We start from the raw sequence: 26,668 nt of genomic DNA, 5'->3' as shown, positions 1-26,668 counted from the left end.
CTCGCAGACGGCCTCAGAGATCAGGGCGCGCCGGTTCCCGGCGCGCTTTTTCCGTTTCGGGGGCGGCCTCGTCCTCCGCCATCTGGGCCTGGCGCAGGGAGGCGGCCATGGCATGGAAGCCGGCCCGCGGATCCTCCGGCTGGATCACGCCCGCCGACATCACGAGCTTGGCCGCGTCGTCCACGCTGATGTTGATCTCCACGATCTCGGCCCGCGGCAGGTAGAAGAAGAATCCCGTGGTGGGATTCGGTGCACAGGGCAGGAACACGCCGACATAGTCGTGGCCGCCGCCCTCCTTCGCCTGGAGCGCGCCCTGCACCTCGTTCGCCGCGGGGGCCGAGAGAAACACCACCGACCACGTTCCCTTCACCGGGAACTCCACGAGGCCGACGGTGCGGAACGAGGTGCCGTTGGCCGAGAACAGGGTCTCGAAGATCTGACGAAGGCCCCGGTACAGGCCGGAGATCACGGGCGTGCGCGCCAGCAGCACCTCACCGAATTCCACCACCGAACGCCCGACGAGGTTGGCGGTGAGGAAGCCGAGCAGGGTCACCGCCACGAAGGCGATAAGAAGACCGAGGCCCGGAATCGAGAACGGCAGGTAGTGGTCGGGCAGGTAGCTCGCCGGCACCAGCGGCTTCACCCAGCCGTCGATCAAGGCGATGAACCACCACGTGATGTAGATCGTGATCGCGAGGGGCCCCGCGACGATCACGCCGGTGAGGAAGTAGGTCCGCAACCGGCCGCGGGCGCTGACGCGCGTCTTGGACGAGGCGGGTTCCGGAGCGTCCGGAATCGGCGAGAGGGTCGGCGCCACGCATGCACCTCAGGGAGGCGGAACGAGCGGGCGGACGGCGCATTCCGGCCTCCGGCTCTCCGGGCAGAGACCTAGCGGCTGCGCACGGACGGCTCAAGAGTCGTCGGCGCCCGAGTGCCGATTGAGCGGGCCCCTAATCCGCCATCCAGGAGGGAACGAGCGGATTCGACGGGTGGATTCGGTATGAGTGGCGCGCGAGGCAACTTGATCGAGGGCCGCGAAATCTTACCTCGATGCAGCCCGTTGTGGCCAAGTTTCAGGGAGTGGACGCGATGCACGTCACCATCGAGCAGGCGGAAAAAGCGATTCAAGCCGCGCGCGCCAAGGCGGTCGAACTCGGCACGCAGATGTGTATCGCCGTGGTGGATTCCGGCGGCAATCTGAAGGCGTTCCACCGCATGGACGGCGCCTGGGTCGGCTCCATCGACATCGCCCAGAAGAAGGCCAAGACCGCCGTCTTCTTCGGCATGAAGACGGGACAGATCGGCTCGCTGTCGCAGCCGGGCGGCTCGCTCTACGGCATCGAGCACTCGAACCAGGGCCTGATCACCTTCCCCGGCGGCATTCCGATCGTCGATGCGGACGGCGAGATGTCGGGCGCCATCGGCGTCAGCGGCTCCTCTGTGGAGAACGACGACGCAGTGGCGCTCGCGGGGGCCAGCGCGATCGGCGATACCGAACTGCCGGATCACCCCTGGCGCACCTGATTCCGCGGGCGGAAACAAGGCGGCAGGGGCCATCCGTGCTCCTGCCCGCTCTTCCTAGAGCCAGCTGACCCCTTCGAGACGATCGATTCGGGGTCCGCTTCGATCGAGCGGATCCCGGATCACTCGACCGTCACCGATTTCGCCAGGTTGCGCGGCTGATCGACGTCTTTCCCCATGAAGACGGCGGTGTGGTAGGCGATGAGCTGGATCGGCACCGCGTAGACGATCGGCGCGATCACCGGATCCACGTCCGGCATGGTCAGCGTCGCCAGCGTGTCGAGGCCGGCAGCGGCTGCACCTTTCGCGTCGCCGACGAGGATGATCCTGCCCCCGCGGGCCGCGACCTCCTGCATGTTCGACACCGTCTTTTCGAAGATCGCGTCGTGGGGGGCGATCACGATCACCGGCACGCTCTCGTCGATCAGGGCGATCGGCCCGTGCTTGAGTTCGCCCGCCGCGTAGCCCTCGGCGTGGATGTAGCTGATTTCCTTGAGCTTCAGGGCGCCTTCGAGCGCCATCGGATAGCTCGTGCCGCGGCCGAGATAGAGCACGTCGCGGGCCTTGGCGATCTCGCGGGCGAGCCCCTCGACCTCGGCCTCCATCTTGACCGCCTCGGCCATCAGGCCCGGCGCGGTGATGAGCGCGTCGACGATGGCGCGCTCTCGCCCCGCATCGAGGATGCCGCGGGCGCGTCCCGCGGCAAGCGCGAGGCACAGCAGCACCGTGAGCTGGCAGGAGAACGCCTTCGTGGAGGCCACCCCGATCTCGGGACCGGCGAAGGTCGGCATCACCGCGGAGGATTCGCGGGCGATGGTCGAGGTCGGCACGTTGACCACCGCCAGCGTGTGCTGGCCCTGCGCCTTGGCGTAGCGCAGCGAGGCGAGCGTGTCGGCGGTCTCGCCCGATTGCGAGATCACCAGCGTCAGCCCGTCCCGCTCCAGCGGCGGCTCGCGGTAGCGGGTCTCGGAGGCGACGTCGATCTCGACCGGCAGCCGCGCCAGGGTCTCGAACCAGTACTTGGCCACCAAGCCGGCGTAATAGGCGGTGCCGCAGGCGGTGATCGAGAGGCGCGAGAGCCGGGCGAAATCGAAGGGCAGCGTCTCCTGCAGGACGACCTGGCCGCGGGCCATGTCGATGTACTGGGCGAGCGTGCGGCCGACGACCTCCGGTTGCTCGTGGATCTCCTTGGCCATGAAGTGGCGGTGGTTGCCCTTGTCGACGAGAAAGGCCTGGGTCGCGATCCGCTGACGCGGCCGATGCACCGCCGCACCGGTGATGTCGCGGATCTCGGCACCGTCGCGGGTCAGGATCGCCCAATCGCCCTCTTCGAGATAGGTGATCTCGTCGGTGAAGGGCGCCAGCGCCAGGGCGTCGGAACCGAGATAGGTTTCGCCCTGCCCGAAGCCGATGGCCAGCGGCGCGCCGTGGCGGGCACCGATCAGGAAGTCCTCCTCGCCCGTGAACAGGAAGGCCAGGGCAAAGGCGCCGTGCAGGCGCGGCAGCGCCGCCGCGACCGCCGCCACCGGTCCGAGCCCCTGCTCCATCAGGTGCGTGACGAGCTGGGCCACGACCTCGGTGTCGGTCTCGCTCTCGAAGCGCGCGCCCGCCGCCTCGAGCTCGCCCTTCAACGCGCGAAAATTCTCGATGATGCCGTTATGGACCACGGCCAGCCGCGGGGTGGCGTGCGGGTGGGCGTTGGTCTCGTTGGGGCGTCCATGCGTGGCCCAGCGGGTATGGCCGATGCCGATGGCGCCGGGAAGCGGTGCCTCGACCAGCTTGCGCTCGAGGTTCGAGAGCTTGCCTTCCGCCCGGCGGCGGTCGAGCCGGCCTCGCTCCAGGGTGGCGATGCCGGCCGAATCGTAGCCGCGATATTCGAGCCGCCTCAGCGCCTCGACCAGCGCCCCCGCGACAGACTCACGCCCGACGATGCCGACGATCCCGCACATGGCCGATCCTGCAAGTCACCAAAGACAGACGCCCGATGCCCCGAAAGCGGGACAGGTCCCAGGCCCGGCCCTCTGCTGTGCAAGGGCTGGACCTTAGGCGTGGCGCGAACCCTGAGCTTGTAAGGACCGGACCGCGATAAGGCCAGCGCTTCGGGCGCCGCTCAATCCGGCTGCGCCGCGCGGGCCGCCTTCGCGGCTTTGGCCGCCTTTAACGTCTCGCGCAGGGTCTTGGCTGCCCCCTCGCGGGTGATCTGCCGCCCGCGCGCGACGGCGAGCGCGTCCCCCGGCACGTCGCGGGTGATGACCGAGCCGGCCCCGACCAGCGCACCGGCGCCGACGCTCACCGGCGCTACCAGGGCCGAGTTCGAGCCGATGAAGGCGCCCGCGCCGATGATCGTGCGGTGCTTCGACACGCCGTCATAGTTGCAGGTGATGGTGCCCGCGCCGATATTGGCGCCGGCCCCTATCTCGGCGTCGCCGAGATAGGTCAGGTGGGACGCCTTCGCGCCCGCGTGCAGGGTCGCGTTCTTGATCTCGACGAAGTTGCCGAGGTGGACGCCGGCCTCCAGCACCGCGCCGCCGCGCAGGCGCACGTGCGGGCCGATATCCGCGCCCTCCATCAGCCGGGCGTCGTGCAGGTGCGAGAAGGCGCGGATGGTGCAGCCGTCCCCCACCACGACGCCGGGGCCGAACACGCAATGCGGCTCCACGACGACGTCGCGGCCGAGCACCGTGTCGACGCTCAGGAACACCGTCTCGGGGGCGATCAGCGTCGCCCCGCCGAGCTGGGCCGCGCGGCGCAGGCGCGCCTGGATCGTGGCCTCGGCCTGGCTGAGCTGCACCCGGTCGTTGACCCCCTGCGCCTCCGCCTCGGCCACCGGCACCACGGCGACGGGAAGCCCGTCGGCGACGGCCAGCGCCACCGCGTCGGTGAGGTAGTACTCGCGATTGGCGTTGTCGTTGCCGATCCGCTCCAGGAGGCCGAGGGCGAGGGCACCCGAGAGCGCCATCAGCCCGGCATTCGACAGGCGGACGCTCCGCTCGTCTTCCGAGGCGTCCTTCTCCTCGCGGATCGCCCGGACGCGGCCGCCCTCCGTCAGGACGCGCCCGTAGCCGGTCGGGTCGGCGGCCTCGAAGGCCAGCACCGCCACCGCCGCGCCCTCGCGCAGGGGCGCGCGCAGCCGCGTATAGGTCTCGGCCGTGATGAGGGGCGTGTCGCCGAAGGCGACGATCACGTCCTGTCCGCCTTCCAGCGCCGGGCGGGCGGCGAGCACCGCGTGGGCCGTGCCGAGGCGCTCGGCCTGGGGGTGGACGCCGGCGCCGGGCGCCATTCGCTCGATCTCGCGGGCGACGTCCTCGCGGCCGGGCTCGACCACCACGGCGAGGCGGGACGCGCCGGCCTCCTGCACGGCGGCGAGCACGTGGCCGAGCATCGAGCGGTTGGCGAGCGCGTGGAGCACCTTGGGCCGGTCGGAGCGCATCCGCGTGCCCTTGCCGGCGGCGAGCACGATCGCCGTGAAGCCGTCCGCCGCCCCTTGTGCCAGCGCCCCTGTAGCCAGCGACCCTGGGTTCGTGCCTGCCGTCATCGAAATCCGCTTCCTGCCGTTTGAGCGTGTCTCACGAACCGTTCGGCCGCCGGGCCGGGGCGGCGCAGCGCGAGCCCCGTGAGAGACACTGAATCGGCGGCCGGTTTAACCGATCGGACGGCGGGCGCGAAGGGTGCCCGCCGATAGGGCGGAACGGGAACCGCGGCGGGCAGCCGCGGTTCGCCCCAGCACCCGGTGCGTCCCCTCGGACGCGCATACCGCCAGAGGAGCGGCCCCCGTTGGACGAATTCGCCGCCGCCGCGGAGACCCTCCCCCTCGAAGAGCGTCCGCTCAAGGTGCTCCTCGTGGCGGGCTCCGCCCGGCGCCTCGACGGCTGCCCGGGCCTCGACGGCAAGGCGCGCTTCCTGATGCACCGGATGCTGGCCCGGCTGCCGCCCGGATGGCAGGCCGACCACGTCGATCTCGGCAACGAGCACGGCAAGCCGAAGATCCAGGGCTGCAACGGCTGCGTCGGCAGCTCGATGGCGCTCTGCGTCTGGCCCTGCAACTGCTACGGCCCGGACAGCGACCACCAGCCCGACCTGATGTGGAACGAGCGGCTCTATCCGCGGCTCGCCCGGGCGGATGCCTGGGCCTTCATCGGCCCGGTCTGGTGGTACGGCCCCACCACGAATCTCAAGGCGCTGTTCGATCGGCTCGTCTGCATGAGCGGCGGCAATCCGCGGCCCGACCTGATCGACAAGAAGAGCACGCTCAAGGCGCAGGCGCTGGAGCGCTCCGCCCTCTGGCCCGAACTGACGCGAAACCATCTGGAAGGTCGCAGCGCCGCCTTCTTCTGTTACGGCAACGAGGGCGGCAATGAACTCGACGCCGCGGGACGTCCCAAGATCCTGCGGCACAAGGATTGGTTTGATCCGGACCGGGAACCCTATGGCGGCGACCAGCGCCTCGCCTATCAGGGGCTCGTCTGGCAGTGCCGCTACAGCGGAATCGAGGTGCCGGACGCCCTGTGGAGCCATGCCGAGACGGGGATCGGCCGCGCCTATGCCGACGATCAGGCCGACGACATGGCCGCCGAGGAGGCGGCGATAGCTCGCTTCGACGCCTGGATCGATACCTTCGTGCGCCACGTGGCGGCGAAGGGGGCCGTGCCGGGCACCGAGGCGGCGGAGCGCGGGGCACAATCGACGACGTGAGGCGCTTCGGGCGCGGGCTCTCTCACCACGGCAGGCAACGGATCTGCAGCAGGTCCTCGGCGCCCAGCCGGACACCGAACGCCAACCCACGCCATGCCGGCATCGTCGCGAGGCCGAGGCCGCCGACTAGGACGAACCAGGGCAGGACCCGCCGTGAGCCTCGCCGCAGACCGCCCGCCTTCGCCCGCCTCATCGCCGCAGCGCCGCCTGAGCGGCCCCGCCCGGCCCGCGGCCGGCCCGCCGCAGCAGCCAGACGCCGCCCAGCAGCATGGCGAGGCCCCAGGCGAGGAAGCCGAGATCCCAGGCGAGCCAGTGCTCGCGCGCCACCCGCTCGTTGACGTGGTGAACGCCGAGCCACTGGTGGTCGATCAGCCCTTCGACGAGGTTGAACAGCCCCCAGCCGACGAGCAGGCTGCCGATGAGCGCCCGGTTCGACCAGCGCAGATGCCGCCCCCGCGCCCGGCGCCACAGGATGAACAGCCCGATCACAACGAAGACGTAGGTCGCGCTGTGGAAGATGCCGTCCCACAGCGTGTTGAGTTCGAGGTTCTCGATCGAAGTGATCGGGTACCAGGCGCTGAGCATGTGGTGCCATTGCAGCACCTGATGCAGCACGATGCCGTCGAAGAAGCCGCCGAGCCCGAGCCCGAACAGCACGCCCGCCGCGACCGGGAAGTCGGCGTCGGACCGTGCCGGATCGGGCGGCCGAGCCTGATTGTCGGGCCCCATCGCCGTTGGCCTCACGGCGAGCGGTAGGCGGAGCCGTCCTCGGCCCGCGCCGGCGTCTCGACGTAGCGGCCCTGATCCGGCACGGCGACGCGCTCGAAGTCCTGCGCCAGGGCGTCGAGGCCGCGGCGCAGCTCCGGTCCCTGGAGCGGACGTCCGTGGCCGGTCACAGCCCGCTCGGGCCTGAGCGCGGCGAGGCTGCGCACCGAGCCGCCCGCGGCCGACCAGTCGAGGGTAAGGTACATCGGCGGTCCGTGGATCTCCGGCTCCTGCGTCACCACGGCATAGGCCGATTCCTGGGCGGTGGTGACGAAGGCGTCGCCGGCGATCAGGCTGCGGTCGGCCTCGCGCCAGAACGAGACGTGGCCCGGCGCGTGGCCCGGCGTGTGCAGCCAGCGCCAGCCCGGCATCGGCGGCACGCTGCCGTCGGCGGGCAGCAGGTGCAGGCGCGCCGACACATCCACCGGCTTGGTCGGGTAGAGCGGGGCGATGCGCGCCATCAGCCCGCCGCCGACGCTCGGATCCGGTGCCGGATAGGCGGCGCTGCCGTCGAGATAGGGGCGCTCCAGGCCGTGGGCGAAGACGGGGACATCCCACTCCTGCGCCAGATCCTCCAGCACGCCGACATGGTCGAAATGGCCGTGGGTCAGCACGATCGCCGCCGGTCGGGCGCCCTCGCCGAAGCGGGCGGCGGCGGCGCTGCGGATCGCGGCTTTCGATCCGGGAATGCCGGCATCGACGAGGACCCAGTTGCGGTCGCCGGCACCGGGAGAGCCGACGAACACGACATTGGCCAGAACGAGACGGCGATAGGCGAGATCGGGTGCGACTTCGTGGGTGCCGTCGTCGCGCTCGGCATCGGCCCGCGGATCGTCGGCGCGGGCCTGGCGGCTGATCGGGATCTGCTGCGCCATAGCCTTCTCCTGTGCGAGGGGAAACGAGCCGCCGGCCGGCGCGCCGGCCGTGCGGGATCGGTCATCACGGAAAGGCCGGCGCGAAAGCGTTTTGTTCCCGCGCCGCGACGGGCGGGAAAGCCGGACGAAAAGGACCGCCCCTGGGCTGCCCCCCGAAACTTCGCTCCGAAACTTCGCGAGGAAGGCGAGGTTGGAAGGCTACAAGGCCGGCACGACGATCCGCCTTCGCGATCACCGGGCGCGCCTCTCGCGACGGGTCGCCCCGTGCCGCCGTCCCGTTCCTGTCATGCGGCTGCCGAGCGCCGGCTCCATGATAGCGTCCGTTGCGACCCTCGAATCCGGGCCCGATGCCGTGAGCGATCCCACCTACCCGCCCCTCGACCGGATCAAGCCCGTGGCCTTCGGCCTGTGGATCGTGGATAGCGGGCCGATCCACGCCGCGGGGATGATGCCCCTGCCGGTGCGCATGAGCGTGGTGCGGCTCTCGGACGGCGGCGTCTGGCTGCACTCCCCGACCCGCTACGACGCGGGCCTGCACCGCGAGATCGAGGCGCTCGGGCCGATCCGCCACCTCGTCGCGCCCAATGTCGCCCACTGGACCTATCTGAAGGCGTGGCAGCGCCACTGCCCGCAGGCCCTGACCTGGGCCGCCCCGAACCTGCGCGAGCGCCGGCAGGTCCGCCAGGCGGGCGTGCGGCTCGACCGCGATCTCGGTGATTCGGCGCCGCCCGAATGGGCCGGCGACCTGACGCAGGTGGTGGTGCCCGGGGGCTTCGGATTCCGGGAGGTGGCCTTCTTCCACGCCGCCTCGGCGACGCTGATCCTGACCGACCTCGTGCTGAACCTGGAACCGGGCAAGCTGCCGCCCCTGATGCGCCCGCTCCTGCGGATCGCCGGGGCGACCGCGCCGGACGGACGCGCGCCGATCTATCTCCGGCTGGTGGTGCGTTTGCGCAAGCACGAGGCGGCCCGCGCCGCCGCCCGGCTCGTGGCCCTGGCGCCGGAGCGGGTCGTGTTCAGCCACGGGGCCTGGTTCGACCGGAACGGCACGGACGAACTGCGCCGCTCCCTCCGCTGGCTGCTCGACTGAGACAGGCAGCACCACGGACCGCTCGGGCGATCGCTCAGGCGTTCGTCCGCCCGCGATGATCGGGATCGACCCCGCCCTCGGGCGTGGTCTCGTTGGCGACATTGCCCTCGACGGTGGAATCGCCCCGGATCGCCTCCGGGTCCGTCCCGGTCATCCCCTTCGACTGCCCGATGCCCGGATTGCCCTTGAGGTCGGCATCGCTCGGCGTGTCCGTCTTCAGATGCTTCGACATGCGGATGTCGTCTCCCGGTTTCTCGGCTGGAAGTCCGGGCAACCTGGGTTTTCGCTGGGTGTTCCGGGCGCATTCCGCCGCGCCGCCCGGCCGGGGGCGCCCCGCGCCACGGGACCGGCCCACAGAATTTCTCTCGGTTGAGGCGTGTGGATGGCTCCGCTCACCGAACCCGTCACGGCGCCTGGGGGGCCACATCCTCCCGCTGCGCCCGCCTCAGGGCATCGAGCAATTCGCCCTCGATGAGCAAGGCGGAGCCGTAGTGGAACTCGATGTCGAAGGCGTGGCGGGAGTTCATGGAGAGCGAGGCGCTCTGCATGGCCACGAGCCGCCCGGCCTCGTCGAACAGTCCCGAACCGGAGCCGCCGTAGCCGTCGTTGCAATCGTGGCGGGCACGCCGGATGCCCCCTTCCGTCGGCGGATCGATCCGGCGGACCGTGCAGGTCTCCAGGCTGCTGTCGCCGCGGTAGTTCTGGTGACCACCGGGGGCGACCAGGGTCACGGGCAGCGCGAGGTCGCCCGTGGACAGGTCGAGGGCCGCCTCCGGCACGGCTTGGCGCAGCGCGTCGGCAGGGCGGGCGAGGCGCAGCAGCGCCCAGTCGTCGGTGATGTGGAGCCGCGTCGCGTCCGCGGCCACGCCGAGGCGCAGGCTCTCGGCGACGAAGTCGTAGTTGCGGCCGCCGATCTGGAAATAGCAGTCGCCGACGGGCCGCGTCGTCTCGAGTTGCCGGTTCCGGAAGTTGTGAGCGTTCAGCATCACGGTCGAGGCCGTGCCGATCAGCCACGCGGCCGCGGCCTTCTGCGGCACCCCGTCCGAGCGTCGGCACCAGAGGACGCCCGCCCCCGGATAGCGGGCACGGTCGCCGCTCGTCAGTTCGCGGCGTCCGTCACGAGGATAGAGCGCGGCGCTGCGGCTCACGCCGCCCGCGGAATCGCCTGCCGCCGGGGCAGTCCTAGTCGGCGGGTTCGGCGACAGCGGCGTTGACAGGTGCGTCGGATCGCCTCCGGCCGAGGCGCCACCGCGAGCCAGCGCAACCACAGCGAGCATGCCGCCCACCGCCAGAACGCGCCGTGCGCGCCGCCCCTGCGCCATCGCCGACAAGCCTCCCGCTGCACCGGGCCGCTTCGCGAGGACCCGTTGACGCTAGTGGTGCGACGGGTCCCGGCGGCGGTCAAGCCAACCCGCAAGGGCTGCGACGCTACGTCTTGGCATTTTTAGAATTACCTTATCGTCCCGACAAGAAATGTCCGACCAGCTAAAGACATCTCGTCCAATCAAAGCCTAGAAAATATAGGCGAAGGGGCGCTAATAAGTCTTTTATAAGACCGCAGCGATCTAAGAATCCTCTTAGTTCCACGATGCGGCACTTCGAAGGACTTCGAAGCGAGCCTGGAACCTCAGCAGAACGTCTGAGAGATACCGCGAGGCCGAAAGGCGAGGCGGTTCAGTGAGGAGACGCAGGATGAGCAGGTTTGTGACATCGGTCTCGGCCCTGGCGATGCTGGCGCTCGCGCCGGCCGCGCTGTCGAGCGCCGCATACGCCAACGACAAGCTGGTCGAGTTGTCGAAGAAAGACGAAAACTGGGTGATGCCCGGTAAGAACTACGACTCGGACAACTACAGTGAGTTGAAGCAGATCAACAAGAGCAACGTGAAGCAGCTTCGGCCGGCTTGGACGTTCTCGACCGGCCTGCTGAACGGCCACGAGGGCGCGCCGCTCGTCGTCGACGGCAAGATGTACATCCACACCTCGTTCCCGAACAACACCTTCGCGCTGGGCCTCGACGATCCGGGCACGATCCTGTGGCAGGACAAGCCGAAGCAGAACCCGGCTGCCCGCGCGGTCGCCTGCTGCGACCTCGTCAACCGCGGCCTCGCCTACTGGCCCGGCGACGGCAAGACCCCGGCGCTGATCCTCAAGACCCAGCTCGACGGCAACGTCGCCGCGCTCAACGCCGAGACCGGCGAGACGGTGTGGAAGGTCGAGAACTCCGACATCAAGGTCGGCTCGACGCTCACCATCGCCCCCTATGTCGTCAAGGACAAGGTGATCATCGGCTCCTCGGGCGCCGAGCTCGGCGTGCGCGGCTACCTGACCGCCTACGACGTCAAGACCGGCGAGCAGGTGTGGCGCGCCTACGCGACGGGTCCGGACAAGGACCTGCTGCTGGCCTCCGACTTCAACATCAAGAACCCCCATTACGGCCAGAAGAACCTCGGCACCGGCACCTGGGAGGGCGATGCCTGGAAGATCGGCGGCGGCACCAACTGGGGCTGGTACGCCTACGATCCGGGCACGAACCTGATCTACTTCGGCACCGGCAACCCGGCGCCGTGGAACGAGACCATGCGCCCGGGCGACAACAAGTGGACGATGACGATCTTCGGCCGCGACGCCGACACGGGTGAGGCCAAGTTCGGCTACCAGAAGACCCCGCACGACGAGTGGGACTATGCCGGCGTCAACGTCATGATGCTCTCCGAGCAGAAGGACAAGGACGGCAAGACCCGCAAGCTGCTGACCCATCCGGACCGCAACGGCATCGTCTACACGCTCGACCGCACCGACGGCTCACTGGTCTCGGCCAACAAGCTCGACGACACGGTCAACGTGTTCAAGTCGGTGGATCTCAAGACCGGCCAGCCGGTGCGCGATCCGGAATACGGCACCCGGATGGACCACCTCGCCAAGGACATCTGCCCCTCGGCGATGGGCTACCACAACCAGGGTCACGACTCGTACGATCCGAAGCGTGAACTGTTCTTCATGGGCATCAACCACATCTGTATGGATTGGGAGCCCTTCATGCTGCCCTATCGTGCGGGTCAGTTCTTCGTCGGCGCGACGCTGAACATGTATCCGGGCCCGAAGGGCGACCGTCAGAACTACGAAGGTCTCGGCCAGATCAAGGCGTACAACGCGATCACCGGCGACTATAAGTGGGAGAAGATGGAGCGCTTCGCCGTGTGGGGCGGCACCATGGCCACCGCGGGCGACCTCGTCTTCTACGGCACGCTCGACGGCTACCTGAAGGCGCGCGATTCCGACAACGGCGATCTCCTCTGGAAGTTCAAGATCCCGTCCGGCGCCATCGGCTACCCGATGACCTACACCCACAAGGGCACGCAGTACGTCGCCATCTACTACGGCGTCGGCGGCTGGCCGGGTGTCGGCCTCGTGTTCGACCTCGCCGATCCGACCGCCGGTCTCGGCGCGGTGGGCGCCTTCAAGAAGCTCGCCAACTACACCCAGATGGGCGGCGGCGTGATCGTGTTCTCGCTCGACGGTAAGGGTCCCTACGACGACCCGAACGTCGGCGAGTGGAAGTCGGCCGCCAAGTAAGGCCGGAACCTCACGACAAGGCACCCCTCCCCCTCGCGGGGGAGGGACACGGCTTGGGATGGTGCGGGCCTTCGAAAAACCCGCGGCCGGGTCCGCACCATCCCGCTCCGCTCTCCGCAGGACGTGTCCTCCAAGCGTGCCGATGCCCCGGCACCAGCGGCGGCCTGCACGGGAGATGCGTGGTGGGCAGGCCGGGACATCCCGATGAGGACGTCCGATCGAGAGCCTGAGCCCCGCGCCAAGACGTCATAAGAATAATCCAGAGGAAACGAAGATGTCGCTCGTGAACGGACGCCGCCGGGCCGTCGCCTCGGCCGTCGCCCTCGCTGCCCTGACCGGCCTGTGCGCGCCCGCCCTGGCGCAGGATCAGAAGGCCGCCGCGGCCGCGAAACCCGATGTCGGCTCCCTGCGCGTCTGCGCCGCCGAGCAGCCCCCGCTCTCGATGAAGGACGGCTCGGGGCTCGAGAACCGCATCGCCACCGCCGTCGCCGAGGCGATGGGACGCAAGGCCCAGTTCGTGTGGCTCGGCAAACCGGCGATCTACCTCGTGCGCGACGGGCTGGAGAAGAAGACCTGCGACGTGGTGGTCGGGCTCGATTCCGACGATCCCCGGGTGCTCACCAGCAAGCCGTACTACCGCTCGGGCTACGTCTTCCTCACCCGCGCCGACCGGGATCTCGACATCAGGTCCTGGTCCGACCCGCGGCTGAAGCAGGTGAGCCACATGGTGGTCGGCTTCGGCACCCCCGGCGAGGCGATGCTCAAGGATATCGGCCGCTACGAGGAGGACATGGCCTACCTCTACTCGCTGGTGAACTTTCGCGCGCCGCGGAATCAGTACACGCAGATCGATCCGGCCCGGATGGTGAGCGAGGTCGCCTCCGGCAAGGCCGAGGTCGGCGTGGCCTTCGGGCCCGACGTCGCCCGCTACGTGCGCGATTCCTCGACCAAGCTGCGCATGACCCCGGTGCCCGACGACACCACCCGCAGCGACGGCCAGAAGATGCCGCAGAGCTTCGACCAGTCGATGGGCGTGCGCAAGGACGACACGGCCCTCAAGGCGGAACTCGACGCCGCCCTGGAGAAGGCAAAGCCCAAGATCGAGGCGATCCTGAAGGAGGAGGGCGTGCCCGTGCTGCCCGTCTCGAACTGAGCCGCCGGACGAACGGCACCGCGATGAGGAACAAGAACAAGACAATGATGAAGCGTACAACGATCGGAACCGCCCTGCTCGGCCTCGTGCTCGCCGGCAGCGCCCTGCCCGCGCTCGCCCAGCCCCAATCCGGACCGCAGACGGGCGTGGTGTTCCGCAACACCGTGACCGGCGAGGCTTTGGACGTCACGCAGGGCAAGGAGGGCGGGCGCGATACCCCGGCGGTGAAGAAGTTCTTCGAGACCGGCGAGAACAGCTACATCGACGACAAGTCCTGCCTGCGCAACGGCGAGAGCCTTTACGCGACCTCCTGCTCGGGCTGCCACGGGCATCTCGCCGAGGGCAAGCTCGGGCCGGGCCTCAACGACAACTACTGGACCTACCCGTCCAACACGACCGATGTCGGCCTGTTCGCGACGATCTTCGGCGGCGCCAACGGCATGATGGGCCCGCACAACGAGAACCTGACGCCCGACGAGATGCTGCAGACCATCGCCTGGATCCGCCACCTCTACACGGGGCCGAAGCAGGACGCGCTGTGGCTCAACGACGAGCAGAAGAAGGCCTACACGCCCTACAAGCAGGGCGAAGTCATCCCGAAGGACGCCAAGGGCCAGTGCAAGCCGCTGGAGCAGTGATCCTTTCGGGGTTCGGGCCGGGTCGACCGGCGCGATCGAGGGGCCGATGGGATCACGTCGCCGCTCGCGGCGCGATCCCCTGAAAGAGCAAGGCCCAAAAAGAGCACGTCTCAAAAAGTGGAGGAAACCATGAAGACCACTCTCATCGCCGCCGCCGTCGTCGCCCTCGCCGGGATGGCCGCTCCGGCGCTCGCCTATGACGGCACCAAGTGCAAGGCGCCGGGCAATTGCTGGGAGCCGAAGCCCGGCTTCCCGGAAAAGATCGCCGGCTCCAAGTACGACCCCAAGCACGATCCCAAGGAGCTGAACAAGCAGGCCGATTCCATCAAGCAGATGGAAGAGCGCAACAAGAAGCGGGTCGAGAACTTCAAGAAGACCGGCAAGTTCGAATACGACGTCAGCAAGATCTCGGCGAACTGATCAAGCGCGAACCCTCCCCCTTGCGGGGGAGGGTGAACGCGTCGGCTTCGTTGCGCCATGGCGTCTTAAGCAAGAAACAAAGGCCACATCGGCGAATGAACACCTTGCCCCCCGGCGACGCCATGCTCACCGACTGGCGGGAGGCGGCCGCGCGCTTCGAGCGCGAGATCGCCAAGGCCGTGGTCGGCCAGGAGCGGGCGATCCGCCTGCTCACGATCGCGATCTTCGCCCGCGGCCACGTCATGCTCGAAGGTGATGTCGGCGTCGGCAAGACCACGCTGCTGCGCGCGGTGGCGCGGGCCCTCGGCGGTGCCTACGAGCGCGTCGAGGGCACCGTCGACATGATGCCCACCGATCTGATCTATCACACCTATCTCGGCGAGGACGGCCGCCCGCGGGTCGAGCCGGGCCCGGTGCTGCGGCAGGCCGAGGACCTCTCGGTCTTCTTCTTCAACGAGATCAACCGCGCCCGGCCCCAGGTCCACGCCCTGCTCCTGCGCATCATGGCCGAGCGCAGCGTCACCGCGTTCAACCGCGAGTACCGCTTCCCCAACCTCCAAGTCTTCGCCGACCGCAATCGGGTCGAGCGCGAGGAGACCTTCGAGCTGCCGGCCGCCGCCCGCGACCGCTTCCTCATGGAGATCGGCATGGAGGCGCCCCGTGATCCGGAGGCCCGCCGCGCCCTGGTGTTCGATCCCCGCTTCCACGACACCGACCGGCTGACCGAAGAAGTCGCGGCCGGCGTGCTCGATCACGACCGCATCGGCACCATCGCCAGCGCGATCCAGCACGCGATCTCGGCCGAGCCGGCGATCGAGGCCTACGTCGTCGGCCTGTGGGAGGCGCTGGTGCGCCCCGGCCCCGCCGGCATCCGGCTCCCCGGGATCGACATGGACCGCCTCGTCCAGGGCGGCGCCTCGCCCCGCGGCGTCGCCTTCCTCGTGCGCGCCGCCCGCGTCCGCGCCTGGCTCGAGGGCCGCGACTGGCTGGTGCCGGAGGACATCCGCGCCGTCTTCCCCGAGGTGATGGCCCACCGCGTCTTCCTCGAACCGGTCTACGAGATGCGCCGCGCGCAGATCGTGCCCGACCTGATCCGCGCGGTGTTCGAGACGGTGCCGGCCCCGTGAGCGGCCCGGAGGACGCGGTCAAGGACGGGGCCGACATCATCTACCTGCCGCGCTGGCGGCCGGGCGGACATCGGGTCGGCGCCCATCGCGGCCGCGATGCCGGCGGGCTCGGCACGTTCCGCGATCCCGTCAGCTTCCTGCGCCTGCCGGATGCGCGGCGCATCGACCTGCGCGCGTCCCTGCGCGATCCGTTCGAGGGCGTGTTCGTGCGCCGCTTCGAGGCGCGCAGCCCGGTCGAGACCTGGGCGCTCGTCGATCTCTCCGCCTCGATGCGCTTCCGCGGCCGGGCCGACCGGCGCGCGCTGGCGCAAGCCTTCTGCACCGTGCTCGCCCGCTCCGCGACGCGGATCGGCGACGGCTTCGGCGTGATCGCCTGCGACCGGACGCTTCGCGACGACCTCTTCCTCCCCGCGACCCGCCACCGCGCCGCCGCCCAGGTCGCCGCCGCGCGCCTCGGCGAGGCGGCCTGCGAGGGACGCGGCGCCGAGGGTTTTCTGGAGGCGGCGCGCCGTCTCGCCGGGCGCCCGAAGCTGATCTTCCTCGTCTCCGACTTCCGCTGGCCGGAAGCCTTGATCGAGGCCGTGTTCTCGGCGCTGGCGCTGCACGACGTGACGCCGGTGCTGCTCGCCGATTCCGCCGAGGACGAGGGCCTGCCGAGTTGGGGCCTCGTGGAACTCGACGATCTGGAGGGCGCCGGGCGCCGCCTCGTCTTCCTGCGCCCGTCCGTGCGCCGCCGCTGGATCGCCCGCGAGGCGGAGCGCGTCGAGCGCTTGCGCCGGATCTGCGCGCCCTTCGCCCGTCCGCCCTTCCGGCTCGCTGACCGCTTCGACGCCGAAGCGCTCAGCCGCCACCTGATGACGACGTGAGCGCGATGCGCCTGCCGCCCCTCGCCCTCCTTCTCGCGCTGGTGTCGCTGCCCGCCTCGGCGCAGGTGCGCGGCGTCGAGCTGCGCACGCCCCGCGCCTTCGGCTATTTCCAGGGCGACCTCGTGCAGGTGCTGGCCGAGATCCGCACCGATCCGGGTTTTTTCCTGCAGCGCCCCTCCCTGCCGAAGCCCGGCCCGGTGACCTACTGGCTCGACCTGCGCGACGTGCGGGTGGAGGAGGGCCGCGGCGCCGACGGCGCACCCGTGATCCGCCTGCGCCTGACCTATCAGGACTTTTACGTCGCGCTCGACGCCCGCACCCTCGAAGTGCCGGGCTTTCCCGTCACCGTCGAGAGCGCCGGCGCCCACGGATCGACCACGGCGGTGGCGCAGGTCCCGGCCTGGAAGATCGGCGTCTCGCCCTTGCGCGAGGTGCAGCCCGAGCGCCGCGACGACCCGGCCGAGTACCTCCGGCCCGACGGGCGCGCCCCGCGGCTCGATCCGCAGCCGGCGCTGGCCTCGGCGGCCGGCTTCCTTGCGCTTGCCGCCCTGGCGCTGGTGCTGCTCGCCTACGACCGGGCGTGGTGGATCTTTGGAGGTCGCCGGGACCGGCCGTTCGCGCAGGCGCTGAAAGCCCTCCGCCGGGCCAAGCGGCGCTCGCAAGGGGAAACCCTGTACCGCGAGGCGCTGCTCGCCCTGCATCGCGGCCTCGACGCCACCGACGGCCGCCGGGTGCTGGCCGACGACCTGCCGGATTTCCTCGGGCGCCATCCCGCCTTCCGGGAGCAGGCGAGCGGACTGCAAAAATTCTTCTCGGCCTCGCGGCTGGCCTTCTTCGGCCGGGACACCGCCGGGGCCGGCACGACGCTGCCCCTGCCCGAGGCCGAGGCCCTGCTGCGCCGGCTCGGCGCGGTCGAGCGGAGCGCGTGATCGCCGTGAGCCCGCTTCTCGCCTCCGTCGGGGCCGCCACGCCCTGGCTGCTCTGGCTCCTGCCCCTGGCGGGTCTGCCGCTGCTCCTGTCCGTCACCCGGCGCAGCGCGGTGGCCTCGGTCGCCGCCGCGCCCGAGGATCCCCTCTCATCCGGCCTGCGCATCGCCCTGACCGCCGCCGGCATGCTGGCGATCGGCGGCCTCGTCCTGGCGCTGGCCGGCCCGTACCGCGCGGGCGAGCGGGTGACCCGCACCGGCATCGGCGCGCAGATCTCGATGCTGATCGACCGTTCGGGGAGCATGAACGAGACCTTCGCCGGCCGGCAGCCCTCGGGGGCAGAGGAATCGAAGGCCATGGCCTCCCGGCGGATCCTGCGCGACTTCGTCGGCGAGCGCGCCCACGATCAGTTCGCCGTCACCGCCTTCTCCACCGCGCCGATGCTGGTCGTGCCGATGACCGACCGGCACGATGCCGTGCGCGCGGCCATCGCTGCCATCGACCGGCCGGGCCTCGACTACACCAACGTCGCCCGCGGCCTCGGCATGGCGCTGTCGCAGTTCGGGGCGGGCGCGCCGGGGGTGTCGCGGGCGCTGCTGCTGGTCTCGGACGGGGCGGCGGTGATCGATCCGCGCATCCAGGCGCAGCTGCGCGCGGAATTCGCACGGGTGCAGCCGAACCTCTACTGGCTGTTCCTGCGCACCAAGGGCTCGCCCTCGATCTATGACAAGCCCGCGGGCGAGGACACGCCCCAGGCGGCGCCGGAGCGCCATCTCGACCTGTTCTTCAAGGGCCTCGGCGTGCCCTACCGCGCCTTCGAGGCGGAGGGCGCCGACGCGGTGGCGGGCGCCGTGCGCCAGATCGAGGCGCTGGAGCGCGACCCGATCCCCTACACCGAGGAGCGCCCCCGCCGCGACCTGACCGGCTGGGCCTACGGGCTCGCCGCCCTCGGCCTGCTCCTCCTCGTCCTCGCCAAGCTGGCCGAGACCGATTTTCTGCGCATGCCCGTCCGTGAGCGGGATGCCGCTGCGGCCGAGCCCGCGCGGGCCGCGCCGGAAAAGGCCGCCGCATGATGCTCTCCGCCCTCCCTCACGCCTCCGCGCCGTCCCTGCGCGCCCGGCTCGGCGCGGGCTTGAGCCTGGGCTGGCGCACGCTCCGACCGACCCTGCTCGTGCTGCTGCCGATCCTGCTGCTGGCGGCGGCCGCCGCCTTCGCGCTCTCGGCCTGGCGGGACGCGCGCACCAACGCGGCCATCGCCGAATTGGAAGCGGGGCGCGACATCGCCGTCCCGCCCGACGCCGCCGACCCGCTCCTCGTCGCGCGCATCAAGTTCCTCGCGTTCCGCGATCGCCTCGGTGAGACCGAGCCGCTCTTGGAGACCCTCGACAGCCGGCGCTCTGCCGACGCCTCGGCGCGCGCCCGCTACGTCGTCGCCAATGCCCGCATCCGGGAGGCCTTCCGGCTGATCGAGCGCAGCGAACTCGACAAGGCGGGTCCGCAGGTCACGCTCGCGCGCCAGGATTACCGCCGGGCGCTCCAGGCGCGGCCCGACTTCTGGGACGCGAAGTTCAACTTCGACGTCGCCTCGCGCCTGATCCGCGATTTTCCGGAATTCGACCGCAAGTTCGGCGACGAGCTGAAGGCCGAGCCCAAGCAGATCTGGACCGACATTCCCGGCCAGCCGCGAGGCGGGCCATGACGACGCCAGATCGCAGCGTCTGGGCCGAACTGCCGTTCGCGAGAAACCTGCGCGACCGCCGCTTCCAGGCGCTCGCCGCCGCCCTGCTGCTCGCAGGTCTGGCGATGGTCGCGCCGCCGCTGCCGCTCACCCGCTCGGGCGTGTCGGTGCTGGCGGTGGTCGACATCACCGGCAGCATGAACGTGCGCGACTATACGCGCGACGGGCGCCCGGCGAGCCGGCTCGACATCGCCAAGGCGGCCCTGCGCAACCTGCTGCCGGAACTGCCCTGCGGCTCGCGCCTCGCGCTGGCGCTGTTCACCGAGCGGCGTCCCTTCCTGCTGTTCGCGCCGATCGAGGTCTGCGCCGACTTCGCCCCCCTCGACGGCGCGATCGCAGGCCTCGACTGGCGCATGGCCTGGGAGGGCGACAGCCGCATCGCGTCCGGCCTCCATCGCGCCCTCACGATGGCGGGCGAACTCGACACCGACCTCCTGTTCATCACCGACGGCCAGGAGACGCCGCCGCTCCCCGCCACCGGCATCCCGCCCTTCGAGGGCAAGCCCGGCGCGGTGCGCGGCCTCATCGTCGGGGCGGGCGGCTACAGCCTCGCGCCGATCCCGAAATTCAACGACCGCGGCCGCGAGACCGGCTTCTACGCCGAATCGGACGTGCAGCAGGAGAACCGCTTCGGGCCGCCGCCGGCCGACGCGGAATCGCGCGAGGGCTACAATCCGCGCAACGCCCCCTTCGGCGGCGCCGCGGCGCGGGGCGAGGAGCATCTCTCCTCGGTGCGCGAGCCGCATCTGAAGGCCTTGGCCGCCCAGACCGGCCTCGCCTACGCCCATCTCGACGGGCCGGATCTGCGCGCGCCCCTCCTCGCCGCCGCCACCCCGCGCCCCCTGCCCGGCCGGCTCGACCTCCGCCCCTTTCTCGGCGCGGCGGCGCTCGCCCTGGTGCTCGCCGGCTTCCTCGCGGACGCGCTGCGCGCCCGCCTCACACCCTTCACCCCCAGCAGGACCTCATGATGCGTCTGTCCCTTCTCGTTCTTCCGCTCGCGCTCGCCGCGACCGCCGCGCTCGCCCACGGCCCGACGCCCCAAAAAGTCTCGCAGTCGATCACGATCAAGGCGAGCCCGGACGCCGTGTGGAAGGTGGCCGGCGACTTCGCCGGGATCGGAAAGTGGCACCCGGCGATCGAGCGGGCCGAGGGCAGCGGGAGCAAGGACGGCGGCACCCGCACGCTGACCTTCAAGAACGGCGGCAAGCTCGAGGAGAGCCTGGACGAGTACAAGGCGGACGCGCGCACCTATTCCTACCGGATGGGCGAGCCGGACCTGAAGGCGCTGCCGGTCTCGTCCTACTCCGCGACCTTCACCGTGAGCCCCGAGGGCGACGGCTCCAAGGTCGAGTGGATGGGCCGCTTCTACCGCGGCGACACCGGCAACGAGCCCCCGGAGAACCTCAGCGACGAGGCCGGCAAGGCGGCGATGAACACGTACTTCTCGGAAGGGCTGAAGGGCCTGAAGGCGGCCGTGGAGGGCGGCAAGGCGAAATGATCCGCCCCGCCCTCGCCGCGCTGATCCTCGCCCCTGTGCTTGCCGGCCTGCCGGCCGGCCCCTCCGCGCGCGCCGCGACGGTCTACGTCGCGAGCCAGCAGGGGGCGCAGGTGACGCGCGTCGAGGCGGAAACGGTCGCGGGCCACACGCCCGTGGCGGGGGCGCCCGCCACGGTGGCCGCGGGCGGCGGCCTCGTGTTCCTCAGCCATCCCGACGGGCAGGCGATCACGGTCGCCGACGCCGCCACCGGCGCGGTGCAGCGCCGTCTCCCCTACAAGGGCCAAGCCTTCGGCCTCGCGGCGTCGGCGGACGGCAAGACCCTGTTCGTCGCCGGCTGGGCGGGCCACCGCGTCGACCGGCTCTCGACCGCGGACGGCACGGTCGAGGCTTCCGCCGAGACCGGCCGCGACCCGGCCCATATCGTCCTCGACCGCGCCGGCCGTCTGTTCGTTGCCGACCGGGAGAGCCATCAGATCAGCGTGTTCGACACCGCCCGGATGACCCGGCTCGCGACGATCCCTGCCGGCACCGCGCCCTTCGCCCTGGCGCTGAGCCCCGACGAGCGCCGCCTCTATGTCGGCAACGTGCGCAGCAACGATCTCACCGTGATCGACACGGAGGCGCTGAAGGCGCTCGCCACCGCGCCGGCCGGCGCCATGCCCTACGGCGTCGCCGTGAGCCCGGACGGGGCGCGGATCTTCGTGACCAACCAGCATGCCGCCACGGTCACCGTGCTCGATGCGGGCACGCTCGCCATCGCGGCGACGGTGGGCGTCGGGCGCTATCCGGAGGGCATCGTGATCGAGGGCGGCCGGGCCTACGTCGCGAACTGGTTCTCCGACAGCGTCTCCGTCCTCGATCTCGCGACGCTGAAGGAGGTCGCCCAGCTGCCGGTCGCGGAAGGCCCGCGCAGCCTCGCCGTCGCCGCTTCCACCGAGGAACCCCCGCGATGAGAGCGCTCGCCACCGGTCTCGCGGCAAGCCTCACTGCATGTCTCACGGCATGTCTCGCGGCCCTGCTGATCCTCTCCGCCTGCGACCGCGGCGGTGAAACGTCTAGCGAGGCATCGAACGCGGCGCCCGACCGCGGCGACGAGGGAGCGATCGTCGCCTCCACCGCGGAGGATCACCTGCCCGATTGGCTCTCGCCCACCGACGGCACCGATCCGGCGCGCTGGCTCGCGGGCCGCGAGGCGGGACACCCCTTGCCCGCGGACGCCGCCGCGGTCAGGGAACTGCGCGAATCCCTCGACGGGGCGCGCAGCGCCTTCGTGGAAGACAAGCGCATGATCGCCAACCGCACGGTGCAGCTCGGCCAGATGTTGTCCGAGATCGGCAAGACGGAATCCTATCGCGGCCTGATCGACGGCCTCGGCGCGGTCGCGTCGGTGCGCGGGCGCCACAAGAGTCTCTACGGCGAGATGTGCCAGCACTACTACAACACCCGCGTTCAGGGCGCCGACCACGCCACGGCACTTGCCCGCCTCGAAGCCCGCGAGCGGCCGGAGATCGCCGCGCCGGAGCGGCCGTCGGGAGGGCAGCCGTGAGCGACGGACGTGCTCCCCTCCGGACCGCGCCGACGCGGCCGGAGACGCTCCTCGTCATCGACGACCACCCGATCGTGCTCCAGGGGGTGCGCCGGCTGGCCGAAGCGGCGGGCGTGGCCCGCGTCTACGAGGCCGCCGACATCGTCTCGGGCTACCGCCTGTTCCACCGGCACCGCCCCGCCCTCGTCGTGGCCGACCTGAGCTTCCGCGACGACGGCCTGTCCGGCCTGTCGCTGATCCGCCGGATCCGGGCGCTCGACCCGAAGGCGCGCATCCTCGTCTTCAGCATGCATGCCGACCCGGTGCTCGTCTCCCGGGCGCTGGAGAGCGGGGCGCTCGGCTTCGCACTCAAGGATGCCGGGCCGGACGCCTTCATCGAGGCTCTCGACGCCGTCCATGCCGGACAGGGCTACTTGCCGCACGCGCTCGCCACCGATGTGGCGATGCTGAACCGCAGCGCCCGCCCCGCCCCGCTCGCGACCTTGAGCGCCCGCGAATTGCAGATCCTGTCGCTGCTGAGCCAGGGCAAGTCCTACGAGGCCATCGCCGGCGCCATGGCGGTGAGCTACCGCACGATCATCAACGCCAGTTCCAGCATGCGCAAGAAGCTCGGCGTCGAGTCCCGCGCCGGGCTGGTCCAGATCGCGGTCAACCGGCGCAACGCGCTGCTGTGAAGGGCGGGCAGACGCGAGCCCGCCCCGTCATCGTTCGAGAACGCGGCTCAGGCGCAGCTCCGCCGGGTCGGCGTCAGGCGCGGTGGTAGGCGTCTTCGAGGCGGACGATGTCGTCCTCGCCGAGGTCCCGTCACGGCGCAGGAGCATCCCCCTGCCCGCGCGGGAATCTGGATGGTGCCGGCCGGAGGTCGATCCGATGCCGGAGCCGTGACCGACCAAATTGTATCGGGTCGGCGGCTCCACATCATCGTTTTGACGCGCATTCCTTCGGCGAACCGGTGACCACCTCGTCTGAATGCACTAGGGATCTGTTTTGCATCATCTTTTTTCGAAAGCCGCAAACCACCTTTCGGGATGATGCTCTAGATGGTCTGGTTATATGCCCCGACCTCCGGGTGCTGGCGCAGCACCGCGTCGACCGCCGCGAACATCTCGTGCAGCCGCGCCTCGGAGACCGGGCTCTCCACCACCACGACGAGTTCGGGTTTGTTGGAGGAGGCCCGCACCAGCCCCCAGGTGCCGTCGGCGGTGGTGACCCGCACGCCGTTGACCGTCACGAGACGGGTGATCGCGTGGCCGCCCACCGGCTCGCCCGCGGCCTGGAGCGCGCGGAACCGCTCGGTCACCGCCTCGACCACGCCGTACTTCACCTCGTCGGCGCAGTGCGGCGACATGGTCGGCGAGCCCCAGGTCTTCGGCAACGCCCGGTAGAGGTCGGCCATGGTCTGCCCCGGATTGCGGTCGAGCATCTCGATCACCGCAATCGCGGTCAGCAGGCCGTCGTCGTAGCCGCGGCCCACCGGCGCGTTGAAGAAGAAGTGGCCCGACTTCTCGAAGCCGGCCAGCGCCGAGAGCTCGTTGACCCGCCGCTTGATGTAGGAGTGACCGGTCTTCCAGTAATCGGTGCGCACGCCGCGGGACTGGAGTTCGGGATCGGCGGCGTAGAGGCCGGTCGACTTCACGTCGACCACGAAGGTCGCCTCCGGGTGCAGCTTGGACAGGTCGCGGGCGAGCATCACGCCGATCTTGTCGGCGAAGATCTCCTCGCCCTCGTCGTCGACCACGCCGCAGCGGTCGCCGTCGCCGTCGAAGCCGAGCCCAACATCGGCGCCGGTCTCGCGCACCTTGTCGGCGATGGCGTGCAGCATCGCCATGTCCTCGGGGTTGGGGTTGTAGCGCGGGAAGCTGTGATCCGGCTCGACATCGAGCGGGATCACCTCGACCCCGAGCCGCTCCAGCAGAGCGGGCGCGAAGGCACCGGCGGTGCCGTTGCCGCAGGCGGCCACGACCTTGAGTTTTCGCGACACGGGCTTGGCGCGCGAGACGAGGTCGTCGAGGTAGATTTCTGCGAAGTCAGGCACGAACTCGTAGGCGCCGCCGTCGCGGTACCGGAACGCGCCCGTGGTGACGATCTCCTTCAGGCGGCTCATCTCGTCGGGGCCGAAGGTCATGGGGCGTTCGGCGCCCATCTTCACGCCGGTCCAGCCGTTGTCGTTGTGCGAGGCGGTGACCATGGCCACGCAGGGGCAGTCGAGGGCGAACTGGCCGAAATAGGCCATGGGCGAGAGCGCGAGCCCGATATCCTTCACCCGCAGGCCCGCCGCCTGCATGCCGGCGATCAGCGCGAGCTTGATCGCGGAGGAGTAGGCGCGGAAGTCGTGTCCGGTGACGATATCGGGGCGCACGCCGCGCTCATGGATCAGCGTGCCGAGGCCGAGGCCCAGCGCCTGGACGCCCATCAGGTTGATCTCCTGCGGGAACAGCCAGCGGGCGTCGTACTCGCGAAAGCCGGTCGGCTTGACCATCGGCCATTGCTCGAAGGCGAAGGTGTTGGGCTCGAGCCGCGGCAGAGGCGTGGGAAAGGCCTTGGACCGATCGAAGGACATGGCAAACCTTTCGCGAGGGCGGCGAACGGGACCCCGTGCGCCGCCGGAAGAGAACCCGAGACGTGTCGCGCTTCTAGACCAAGAGCGCGTCCTGAGCCGAGGCACCCTTGACCTTCCACACCTCGATCGCCGCCACGGTCGGGGTCTCGGCCGCGCCCTGCCAGAAGGCGAGGTTGAGCGTTCCATCGGTGACCGGGACCGTCCGCGTCAGGCTCATCGCCGTCGCCCCTCGGCCCAGATCTCGCAATCGGCGATCGTCGTGCCCTCGATGCCGATGTCGAACTGGCGCGGGCCCGCCCCGCTGAGGCCGCGGTCGATCGCTCGGCCGAGATGCCGGCCCTCGCGCAACGAACCCTCGGGGATGTCTCCGCCCGCACCAGGGGCTCATCGACGTCGCGCCGGAGGGTCCGTTCGATGCCGCCTTCACCGTCGCCTCGGGCGTCGAGCCGGCCCAGGCTCAGAACGGGCGAGCCGGGATCGCAGAGCGGCTGCCGATCCTCAGACCGGACGACGAGGCGCTCCTGCGGGAGGCTGGGTTCAGAGGAATCGGCCTGTCCTACGCGGGCTTCGCATTTCGCGGCTGGGTCGCCTACGCCTGAGCGCCTCGGGCAGGGGCGCGGACGGCTCAGATGTAGTGGCGGTAGACGATCGAGCGGGCCGCCTCGTCGCCGTCGCCGTCGAGATCGACACTCGCGACCCGGTCGGCCGGCAGGCCGATCATCGAGATCAGCGCCAGAGGCACCACCTTCGGCAGGACGCGGGCGAAACGACGCGCGGAGGATGCGAGGTCACGGGCGGACCGAATCAGGCTCGTCATGCGTAAGGTCTCCCTTAGCCGGCAGTCGCGCCACGATACCCGATCGGTGATGCCGCATTGTGTCGGAAATCGGCAGGGCGCCGGAGCGCCGCCCTGCTCGGATCCCGCGACGGCAGGCGATCAGGGCGTGGGACGGCGGCGGCCGAACGCCCAGGTGCCGACGGCCAGGGCCCCCACCGGGGCGAAAAGGAGAGCGATCACGGACAGCATGCTCGACATCAGTTGGGCCTCTCTCGCGGCATGGGATCCGCGGCATGGGATCGGCGCCCGATCGCTTCGGGATTGCCGAGGGATCGCGGAGCCGTTGCGCCTGCCTAACATGAAATATCGTTCGGTCCACGGACGAATCGATCACTATTCCGCAAGATCGTTCCTCGAACGGCGTTCCGCGCGGCGGGGCCGGAGGCCGGAATCCGACCCATCGATCGGCCCGGACGTCCCGATCCGGCACAGGATGCGATGGCATCCCGCTCGCACCGGCGGCCGCGTGGGGTTCGGTCCGTCTCGTCCGGCCCGCCCCGTTCGGGGAGGATCGTTTCCGTGTTTCCCAAGCTCGTCGGCTCCCTCGCCCTCCTCGCGGCCGGAATTGTTCTCCTCCACAGCTGGGAGATGCCGCGCTGGGTGATCGCGACGCTGTGCGCCATCGGGACAGTCGCGACCGTGCTGCTCGTCGCCCCCGCCCTGGAGCAGGCGATCGCTCCGGCCGCGATGATGCCGGTCCGCGAGCGGCCGAAGGGGCCCGCTCCGGTCTTCGAGGGCATCTGGGATCCGGTCGACCACCGTCAGGTTCTGAGTGGGCCGGGATTGTAGCATCGCGCCGGACCCCCGCTCTCGCGAACGGTCGAGGACCGAGGCCGCGCCAT

Annotated in this window: 29 protein-coding genes; 18 read left to right on the top strand and 11 right to left on the bottom strand. The window is 70.4% G+C overall.

All coding sequences use genetic code 11. The annotated features are described in order from the left end of the window. Positions 1-13: 13 nt before the first annotated feature. Positions 14-817 (bottom strand): DUF502 domain-containing protein, encoded by an 804-nt coding sequence (locus MPPM_RS22180; protein ID WP_096486905.1) that lies wholly within the window; start codon positions 815-817, stop codon positions 14-16. A 272-nt stretch (positions 818-1,089) separates the two neighbouring features. Between MPPM_RS22180 and MPPM_RS22175 the strand changes: the two genes are divergently transcribed. Continuing rightward, the gene (locus tag MPPM_RS22175) at positions 1,090-1,524 is read left to right on the top strand and encodes a GlcG/HbpS family heme-binding protein (protein ID WP_096487978.1); all 435 of its coding nucleotides are present in this window, start codon (positions 1,090-1,092) and stop codon (positions 1,522-1,524) included. 119 nt (positions 1,525-1,643) lie between these two features. On the opposite strand, the gene glmS is transcribed toward MPPM_RS22175, so the two are convergent. After that, positions 1,644-3,470 (bottom strand): glutamine--fructose-6-phosphate transaminase (isomerizing), encoded by a 1,827-nt coding sequence (glmS, locus tag MPPM_RS22170; RefSeq protein ID WP_096486904.1) that lies wholly within the window; start codon positions 3,468-3,470, stop codon positions 1,644-1,646. Positions 3,471-3,631: 161 nt separating this feature from the next. Continuing rightward, positions 3,632-5,056: a bifunctional UDP-N-acetylglucosamine diphosphorylase/glucosamine-1-phosphate N-acetyltransferase GlmU gene (glmU, locus tag MPPM_RS22165; protein WP_244573378.1), complete on the bottom strand. Its 1,425-nt coding sequence runs from the start codon at positions 5,054-5,056 to the stop codon at positions 3,632-3,634. A 239-nt stretch (positions 5,057-5,295) separates the two neighbouring features. Between glmU and MPPM_RS22160 the strand changes: the two genes are divergently transcribed. After that, positions 5,296-6,213, top strand: coding sequence for an NAD(P)H-dependent oxidoreductase (locus tag MPPM_RS22160; protein ID WP_096486903.1), 918 nt, complete (start codon positions 5,296-5,298; stop codon positions 6,211-6,213). Between the two features lie 189 nt (positions 6,214-6,402). Here MPPM_RS22160 and MPPM_RS22155 read toward each other — a convergent pair whose 3' ends face one another. Further along, complete coding sequence (locus tag MPPM_RS22155; protein WP_096486902.1) at positions 6,403-6,942, bottom strand: DUF2243 domain-containing protein; 540 nt, start codon at positions 6,940-6,942, stop codon at positions 6,403-6,405. Positions 6,943-6,953: 11 nt separating this feature from the next. Then, a complete protein-coding gene (locus MPPM_RS22150) occupies positions 6,954-7,853 on the bottom strand; it encodes an MBL fold metallo-hydrolase (protein WP_096486901.1) in 900 nt (299 codons plus the stop codon). 352 nt (positions 7,854-8,205) lie between these two features. Here MPPM_RS22150 and MPPM_RS22145 point away from each other — a divergent pair, with 352 nt between their 5' ends. Further along, the gene (locus tag MPPM_RS22145) at positions 8,206-8,943 is read left to right on the top strand and encodes a DUF4336 domain-containing protein (protein ID WP_096487976.1); all 738 of its coding nucleotides are present in this window, start codon (positions 8,206-8,208) and stop codon (positions 8,941-8,943) included. Between the two features lie 34 nt (positions 8,944-8,977). On the opposite strand, the gene MPPM_RS22140 is transcribed toward MPPM_RS22145, so the two are convergent. Both MPPM_RS22140 and MPPM_RS22135 read right to left on the bottom strand, forming a co-directional pair. After that, entirely contained in the window at positions 8,978-9,175 is a 198-nt protein-coding gene (locus MPPM_RS22140; RefSeq protein WP_096486900.1) for a hypothetical protein, read from the bottom strand. A 172-nt stretch (positions 9,176-9,347) separates the two neighbouring features. Then, the gene (locus tag MPPM_RS22135) at positions 9,348-10,265 is read right to left on the bottom strand and encodes a S1 family peptidase (protein WP_096486899.1); all 918 of its coding nucleotides are present in this window, start codon (positions 10,263-10,265) and stop codon (positions 9,348-9,350) included. Between the two features lie 370 nt (positions 10,266-10,635). On the opposite strand from MPPM_RS22135, the gene MPPM_RS22130 reads away from it, so the two are divergent. The 14 genes from MPPM_RS22130 to MPPM_RS22065 all read left to right on the top strand — a co-directional run bounded on the left by MPPM_RS22130 (position 10,636) and on the right by MPPM_RS22065 (position 23,102). Further along, positions 10,636-12,516, top strand: a complete 1,881-nt coding sequence (locus tag MPPM_RS22130; RefSeq protein WP_096486898.1) for a methanol/ethanol family PQQ-dependent dehydrogenase — start codon at positions 10,636-10,638, stop codon at positions 12,514-12,516. Positions 12,517-12,790: 274 nt separating this feature from the next. Beyond that, positions 12,791-13,669 carry a methanol oxidation system protein MoxJ gene (moxJ, locus tag MPPM_RS22125; protein WP_096486897.1) on the top strand — a complete coding sequence of 293 codons (879 nt, stop codon included), beginning with the start codon at positions 12,791-12,793 and terminating at the stop codon, positions 13,667-13,669. 44 nt (positions 13,670-13,713) lie between these two features. Then, positions 13,714-14,307, top strand: coding sequence for a cytochrome c(L), periplasmic (gene moxG / locus MPPM_RS22120; protein ID WP_026105450.1), 594 nt, complete (start codon positions 13,714-13,716; stop codon positions 14,305-14,307). 129 nt (positions 14,308-14,436) lie between these two features. Further along, positions 14,437-14,727, top strand: coding sequence for a methanol dehydrogenase [cytochrome c] subunit (locus MPPM_RS22115; protein WP_017484021.1), 291 nt, complete (start codon positions 14,437-14,439; stop codon positions 14,725-14,727). 95 nt (positions 14,728-14,822) lie between these two features. Beyond that, positions 14,823-15,854 carry an AAA family ATPase gene (locus tag MPPM_RS22110; protein ID WP_096486896.1) on the top strand — a complete coding sequence of 344 codons (1,032 nt, stop codon included), beginning with the start codon at positions 14,823-14,825 and terminating at the stop codon, positions 15,852-15,854. Continuing rightward, positions 15,851-16,720 carry a DUF58 domain-containing protein gene (locus MPPM_RS22105; RefSeq protein WP_096486895.1) on the top strand — a complete coding sequence of 290 codons (870 nt, stop codon included), beginning with the start codon at positions 15,851-15,853 and terminating at the stop codon, positions 16,718-16,720. The genes MPPM_RS22110 and MPPM_RS22105 overlap by 4 nt, the downstream gene beginning before the upstream one ends. Before the next feature lie 5 nt (positions 16,721-16,725). Then, a complete protein-coding gene (locus MPPM_RS22100; RefSeq protein WP_096487975.1) occupies positions 16,726-17,649 on the top strand; it encodes a nonribosomal peptide synthetase MxaA in 924 nt (307 codons plus the stop codon). Between the two features lie 5 nt (positions 17,650-17,654). Next, entirely contained in the window at positions 17,655-18,719 is a 1,065-nt protein-coding gene (locus MPPM_RS22095) for a vWA domain-containing protein (protein WP_096487974.1), read from the top strand. Further along, entirely contained in the window at positions 18,719-19,345 is a 627-nt protein-coding gene (locus tag MPPM_RS22090; RefSeq protein WP_096487973.1) for an MxaK protein, read from the top strand. Before MPPM_RS22095 ends, MPPM_RS22090 begins: the two co-directional genes overlap by 1 nt. Beyond that, positions 19,342-20,352, top strand: coding sequence for a vWA domain-containing protein (locus tag MPPM_RS22085; RefSeq protein ID WP_096486894.1), 1,011 nt, complete (start codon positions 19,342-19,344; stop codon positions 20,350-20,352). The genes MPPM_RS22090 and MPPM_RS22085 overlap by 4 nt, the downstream gene beginning before the upstream one ends. Continuing rightward, a complete protein-coding gene (locus MPPM_RS22080; RefSeq protein WP_096487972.1) occupies positions 20,352-20,882 on the top strand; it encodes an SRPBCC family protein in 531 nt (176 codons plus the stop codon). Before MPPM_RS22085 ends, MPPM_RS22080 begins: the two co-directional genes overlap by 1 nt. Continuing rightward, positions 20,879-21,835 (top strand): YncE family protein, encoded by a 957-nt coding sequence (locus MPPM_RS22075; protein WP_096486893.1) that lies wholly within the window; start codon positions 20,879-20,881, stop codon positions 21,833-21,835. The genes MPPM_RS22080 and MPPM_RS22075 overlap by 4 nt, the downstream gene beginning before the upstream one ends. After that, entirely contained in the window at positions 21,832-22,428 is a 597-nt protein-coding gene (locus tag MPPM_RS22070) for an MxaH protein (protein ID WP_096486892.1), read from the top strand. Before MPPM_RS22075 ends, MPPM_RS22070 begins: the two co-directional genes overlap by 4 nt. Beyond that, the gene (locus tag MPPM_RS22065; protein ID WP_096486891.1) at positions 22,425-23,102 is read left to right on the top strand and encodes a response regulator transcription factor; all 678 of its coding nucleotides are present in this window, start codon (positions 22,425-22,427) and stop codon (positions 23,100-23,102) included. Before MPPM_RS22070 ends, MPPM_RS22065 begins: the two co-directional genes overlap by 4 nt. 362 nt (positions 23,103-23,464) lie before the next feature. Here MPPM_RS22065 and MPPM_RS22060 read toward each other — a convergent pair whose 3' ends face one another. The 4 genes from MPPM_RS22060 to MPPM_RS22050 form a co-directional block, all read right to left on the bottom strand. Beyond that, a complete protein-coding gene (locus MPPM_RS22060; RefSeq protein ID WP_096486890.1) occupies positions 23,465-24,988 on the bottom strand; it encodes a phosphomannomutase/phosphoglucomutase in 1,524 nt (507 codons plus the stop codon). 73 nt (positions 24,989-25,061) lie between these two features. Next, entirely contained in the window at positions 25,062-25,205 is a 144-nt protein-coding gene (locus tag MPPM_RS28160; RefSeq protein WP_157914233.1) for a hypothetical protein, read from the bottom strand. Then, positions 25,202-25,336 carry a hypothetical protein gene (locus tag MPPM_RS29240; protein WP_280176335.1) on the bottom strand — a complete coding sequence of 45 codons (135 nt, stop codon included), beginning with the start codon at positions 25,334-25,336 and terminating at the stop codon, positions 25,202-25,204. The genes MPPM_RS28160 and MPPM_RS29240 overlap by 4 nt, the downstream gene beginning before the upstream one ends. A 277-nt stretch (positions 25,337-25,613) precedes the next feature. Further along, on the bottom strand, positions 25,614-25,805 hold the full coding sequence (locus tag MPPM_RS22050) for a hypothetical protein (protein WP_096486889.1): 192 nt from the start codon (positions 25,803-25,805) through the stop codon (positions 25,614-25,616). 540 nt (positions 25,806-26,345) lie between these two features. Between MPPM_RS22050 and MPPM_RS22045 the strand changes: the two genes are divergently transcribed. Further along, positions 26,346-26,615: a hypothetical protein gene (locus MPPM_RS22045; protein ID WP_096486888.1), complete on the top strand. Its 270-nt coding sequence runs from the start codon at positions 26,346-26,348 to the stop codon at positions 26,613-26,615. Positions 26,616-26,668: the final 53 nt, after the last annotated feature.

Origin of the sequence: Methylorubrum populi, assembly GCF_002355515.1 — a bacterium.
Classification (GTDB): Bacteria; Pseudomonadota; Alphaproteobacteria; order Rhizobiales; family Beijerinckiaceae; genus Methylobacterium; species Methylobacterium populi_A.
This window is presented reverse-complemented; position numbering and strand designations above follow the sequence as displayed.

Coding starts and splice junctions, on each gene's coding strand:
- MPPM_RS22130 (WP_096486898.1), top strand. CDS start 10,636: ATGAGCAGGTTTGTGACATCGGTCTCGGCCCTGGCGATGCTGGCGCTC.
- MPPM_RS22085 (WP_096486894.1), top strand. CDS start 19,342: ATGACGACGCCAGATCGCAGCGTCTGGGCCGAACTGCCGTTCGCGAGA.
- MPPM_RS22155 (WP_096486902.1), bottom strand. CDS start 6,942: ATGGGGCCCGACAATCAGGCTCGGCCGCCCGATCCGGCACGGTCCGAC.
- MPPM_RS22150 (WP_096486901.1), bottom strand. CDS start 7,853: ATGGCGCAGCAGATCCCGATCAGCCGCCAGGCCCGCGCCGACGATCCG.
- MPPM_RS22140 (WP_096486900.1), bottom strand. CDS start 9,175: ATGTCGAAGCATCTGAAGACGGACACGCCGAGCGATGCCGACCTCAAG.
- MPPM_RS22115 (WP_017484021.1), top strand. CDS start 14,437: ATGAAGACCACTCTCATCGCCGCCGCCGTCGTCGCCCTCGCCGGGATG.
- MPPM_RS22110 (WP_096486896.1), top strand. CDS start 14,823: ATGAACACCTTGCCCCCCGGCGACGCCATGCTCACCGACTGGCGGGAG.
- moxG (WP_026105450.1), top strand. CDS start 13,714: ATGATGAAGCGTACAACGATCGGAACCGCCCTGCTCGGCCTCGTGCTC.
- MPPM_RS22075 (WP_096486893.1), top strand. CDS start 20,879: ATGATCCGCCCCGCCCTCGCCGCGCTGATCCTCGCCCCTGTGCTTGCC.
- MPPM_RS22090 (WP_096487973.1), top strand. CDS start 18,719: ATGCTCTCCGCCCTCCCTCACGCCTCCGCGCCGTCCCTGCGCGCCCGG.
- MPPM_RS22135 (WP_096486899.1), bottom strand. CDS start 10,265: ATGGCGCAGGGGCGGCGCGCACGGCGCGTTCTGGCGGTGGGCGGCATG.
- MPPM_RS22100 (WP_096487975.1), top strand. CDS start 16,726: ATGCGCCTGCCGCCCCTCGCCCTCCTTCTCGCGCTGGTGTCGCTGCCC.
- MPPM_RS22070 (WP_096486892.1), top strand. CDS start 21,832: ATGAGAGCGCTCGCCACCGGTCTCGCGGCAAGCCTCACTGCATGTCTC.
- MPPM_RS28160 (WP_157914233.1), bottom strand. CDS start 25,205: ATGAGCCTGACGCGGACGGTCCCGGTCACCGATGGAACGCTCAACCTC.
- glmS (WP_096486904.1), bottom strand. CDS start 3,470: ATGTGCGGGATCGTCGGCATCGTCGGGCGTGAGTCTGTCGCGGGGGCG.
- MPPM_RS22080 (WP_096487972.1), top strand. CDS start 20,352: ATGCGTCTGTCCCTTCTCGTTCTTCCGCTCGCGCTCGCCGCGACCGCC.
- MPPM_RS22050 (WP_096486889.1), bottom strand. CDS start 25,805: ATGACGAGCCTGATTCGGTCCGCCCGTGACCTCGCATCCTCCGCGCGT.
- MPPM_RS22175 (WP_096487978.1), top strand. CDS start 1,090: ATGCACGTCACCATCGAGCAGGCGGAAAAAGCGATTCAAGCCGCGCGC.
- glmU (WP_244573378.1), bottom strand. CDS start 5,056: ATGACGGCAGGCACGAACCCAGGGTCGCTGGCTACAGGGGCGCTGGCA.
- moxJ (WP_096486897.1), top strand. CDS start 12,791: ATGTCGCTCGTGAACGGACGCCGCCGGGCCGTCGCCTCGGCCGTCGCC.
- MPPM_RS22060 (WP_096486890.1), bottom strand. CDS start 24,988: ATGTCCTTCGATCGGTCCAAGGCCTTTCCCACGCCTCTGCCGCGGCTC.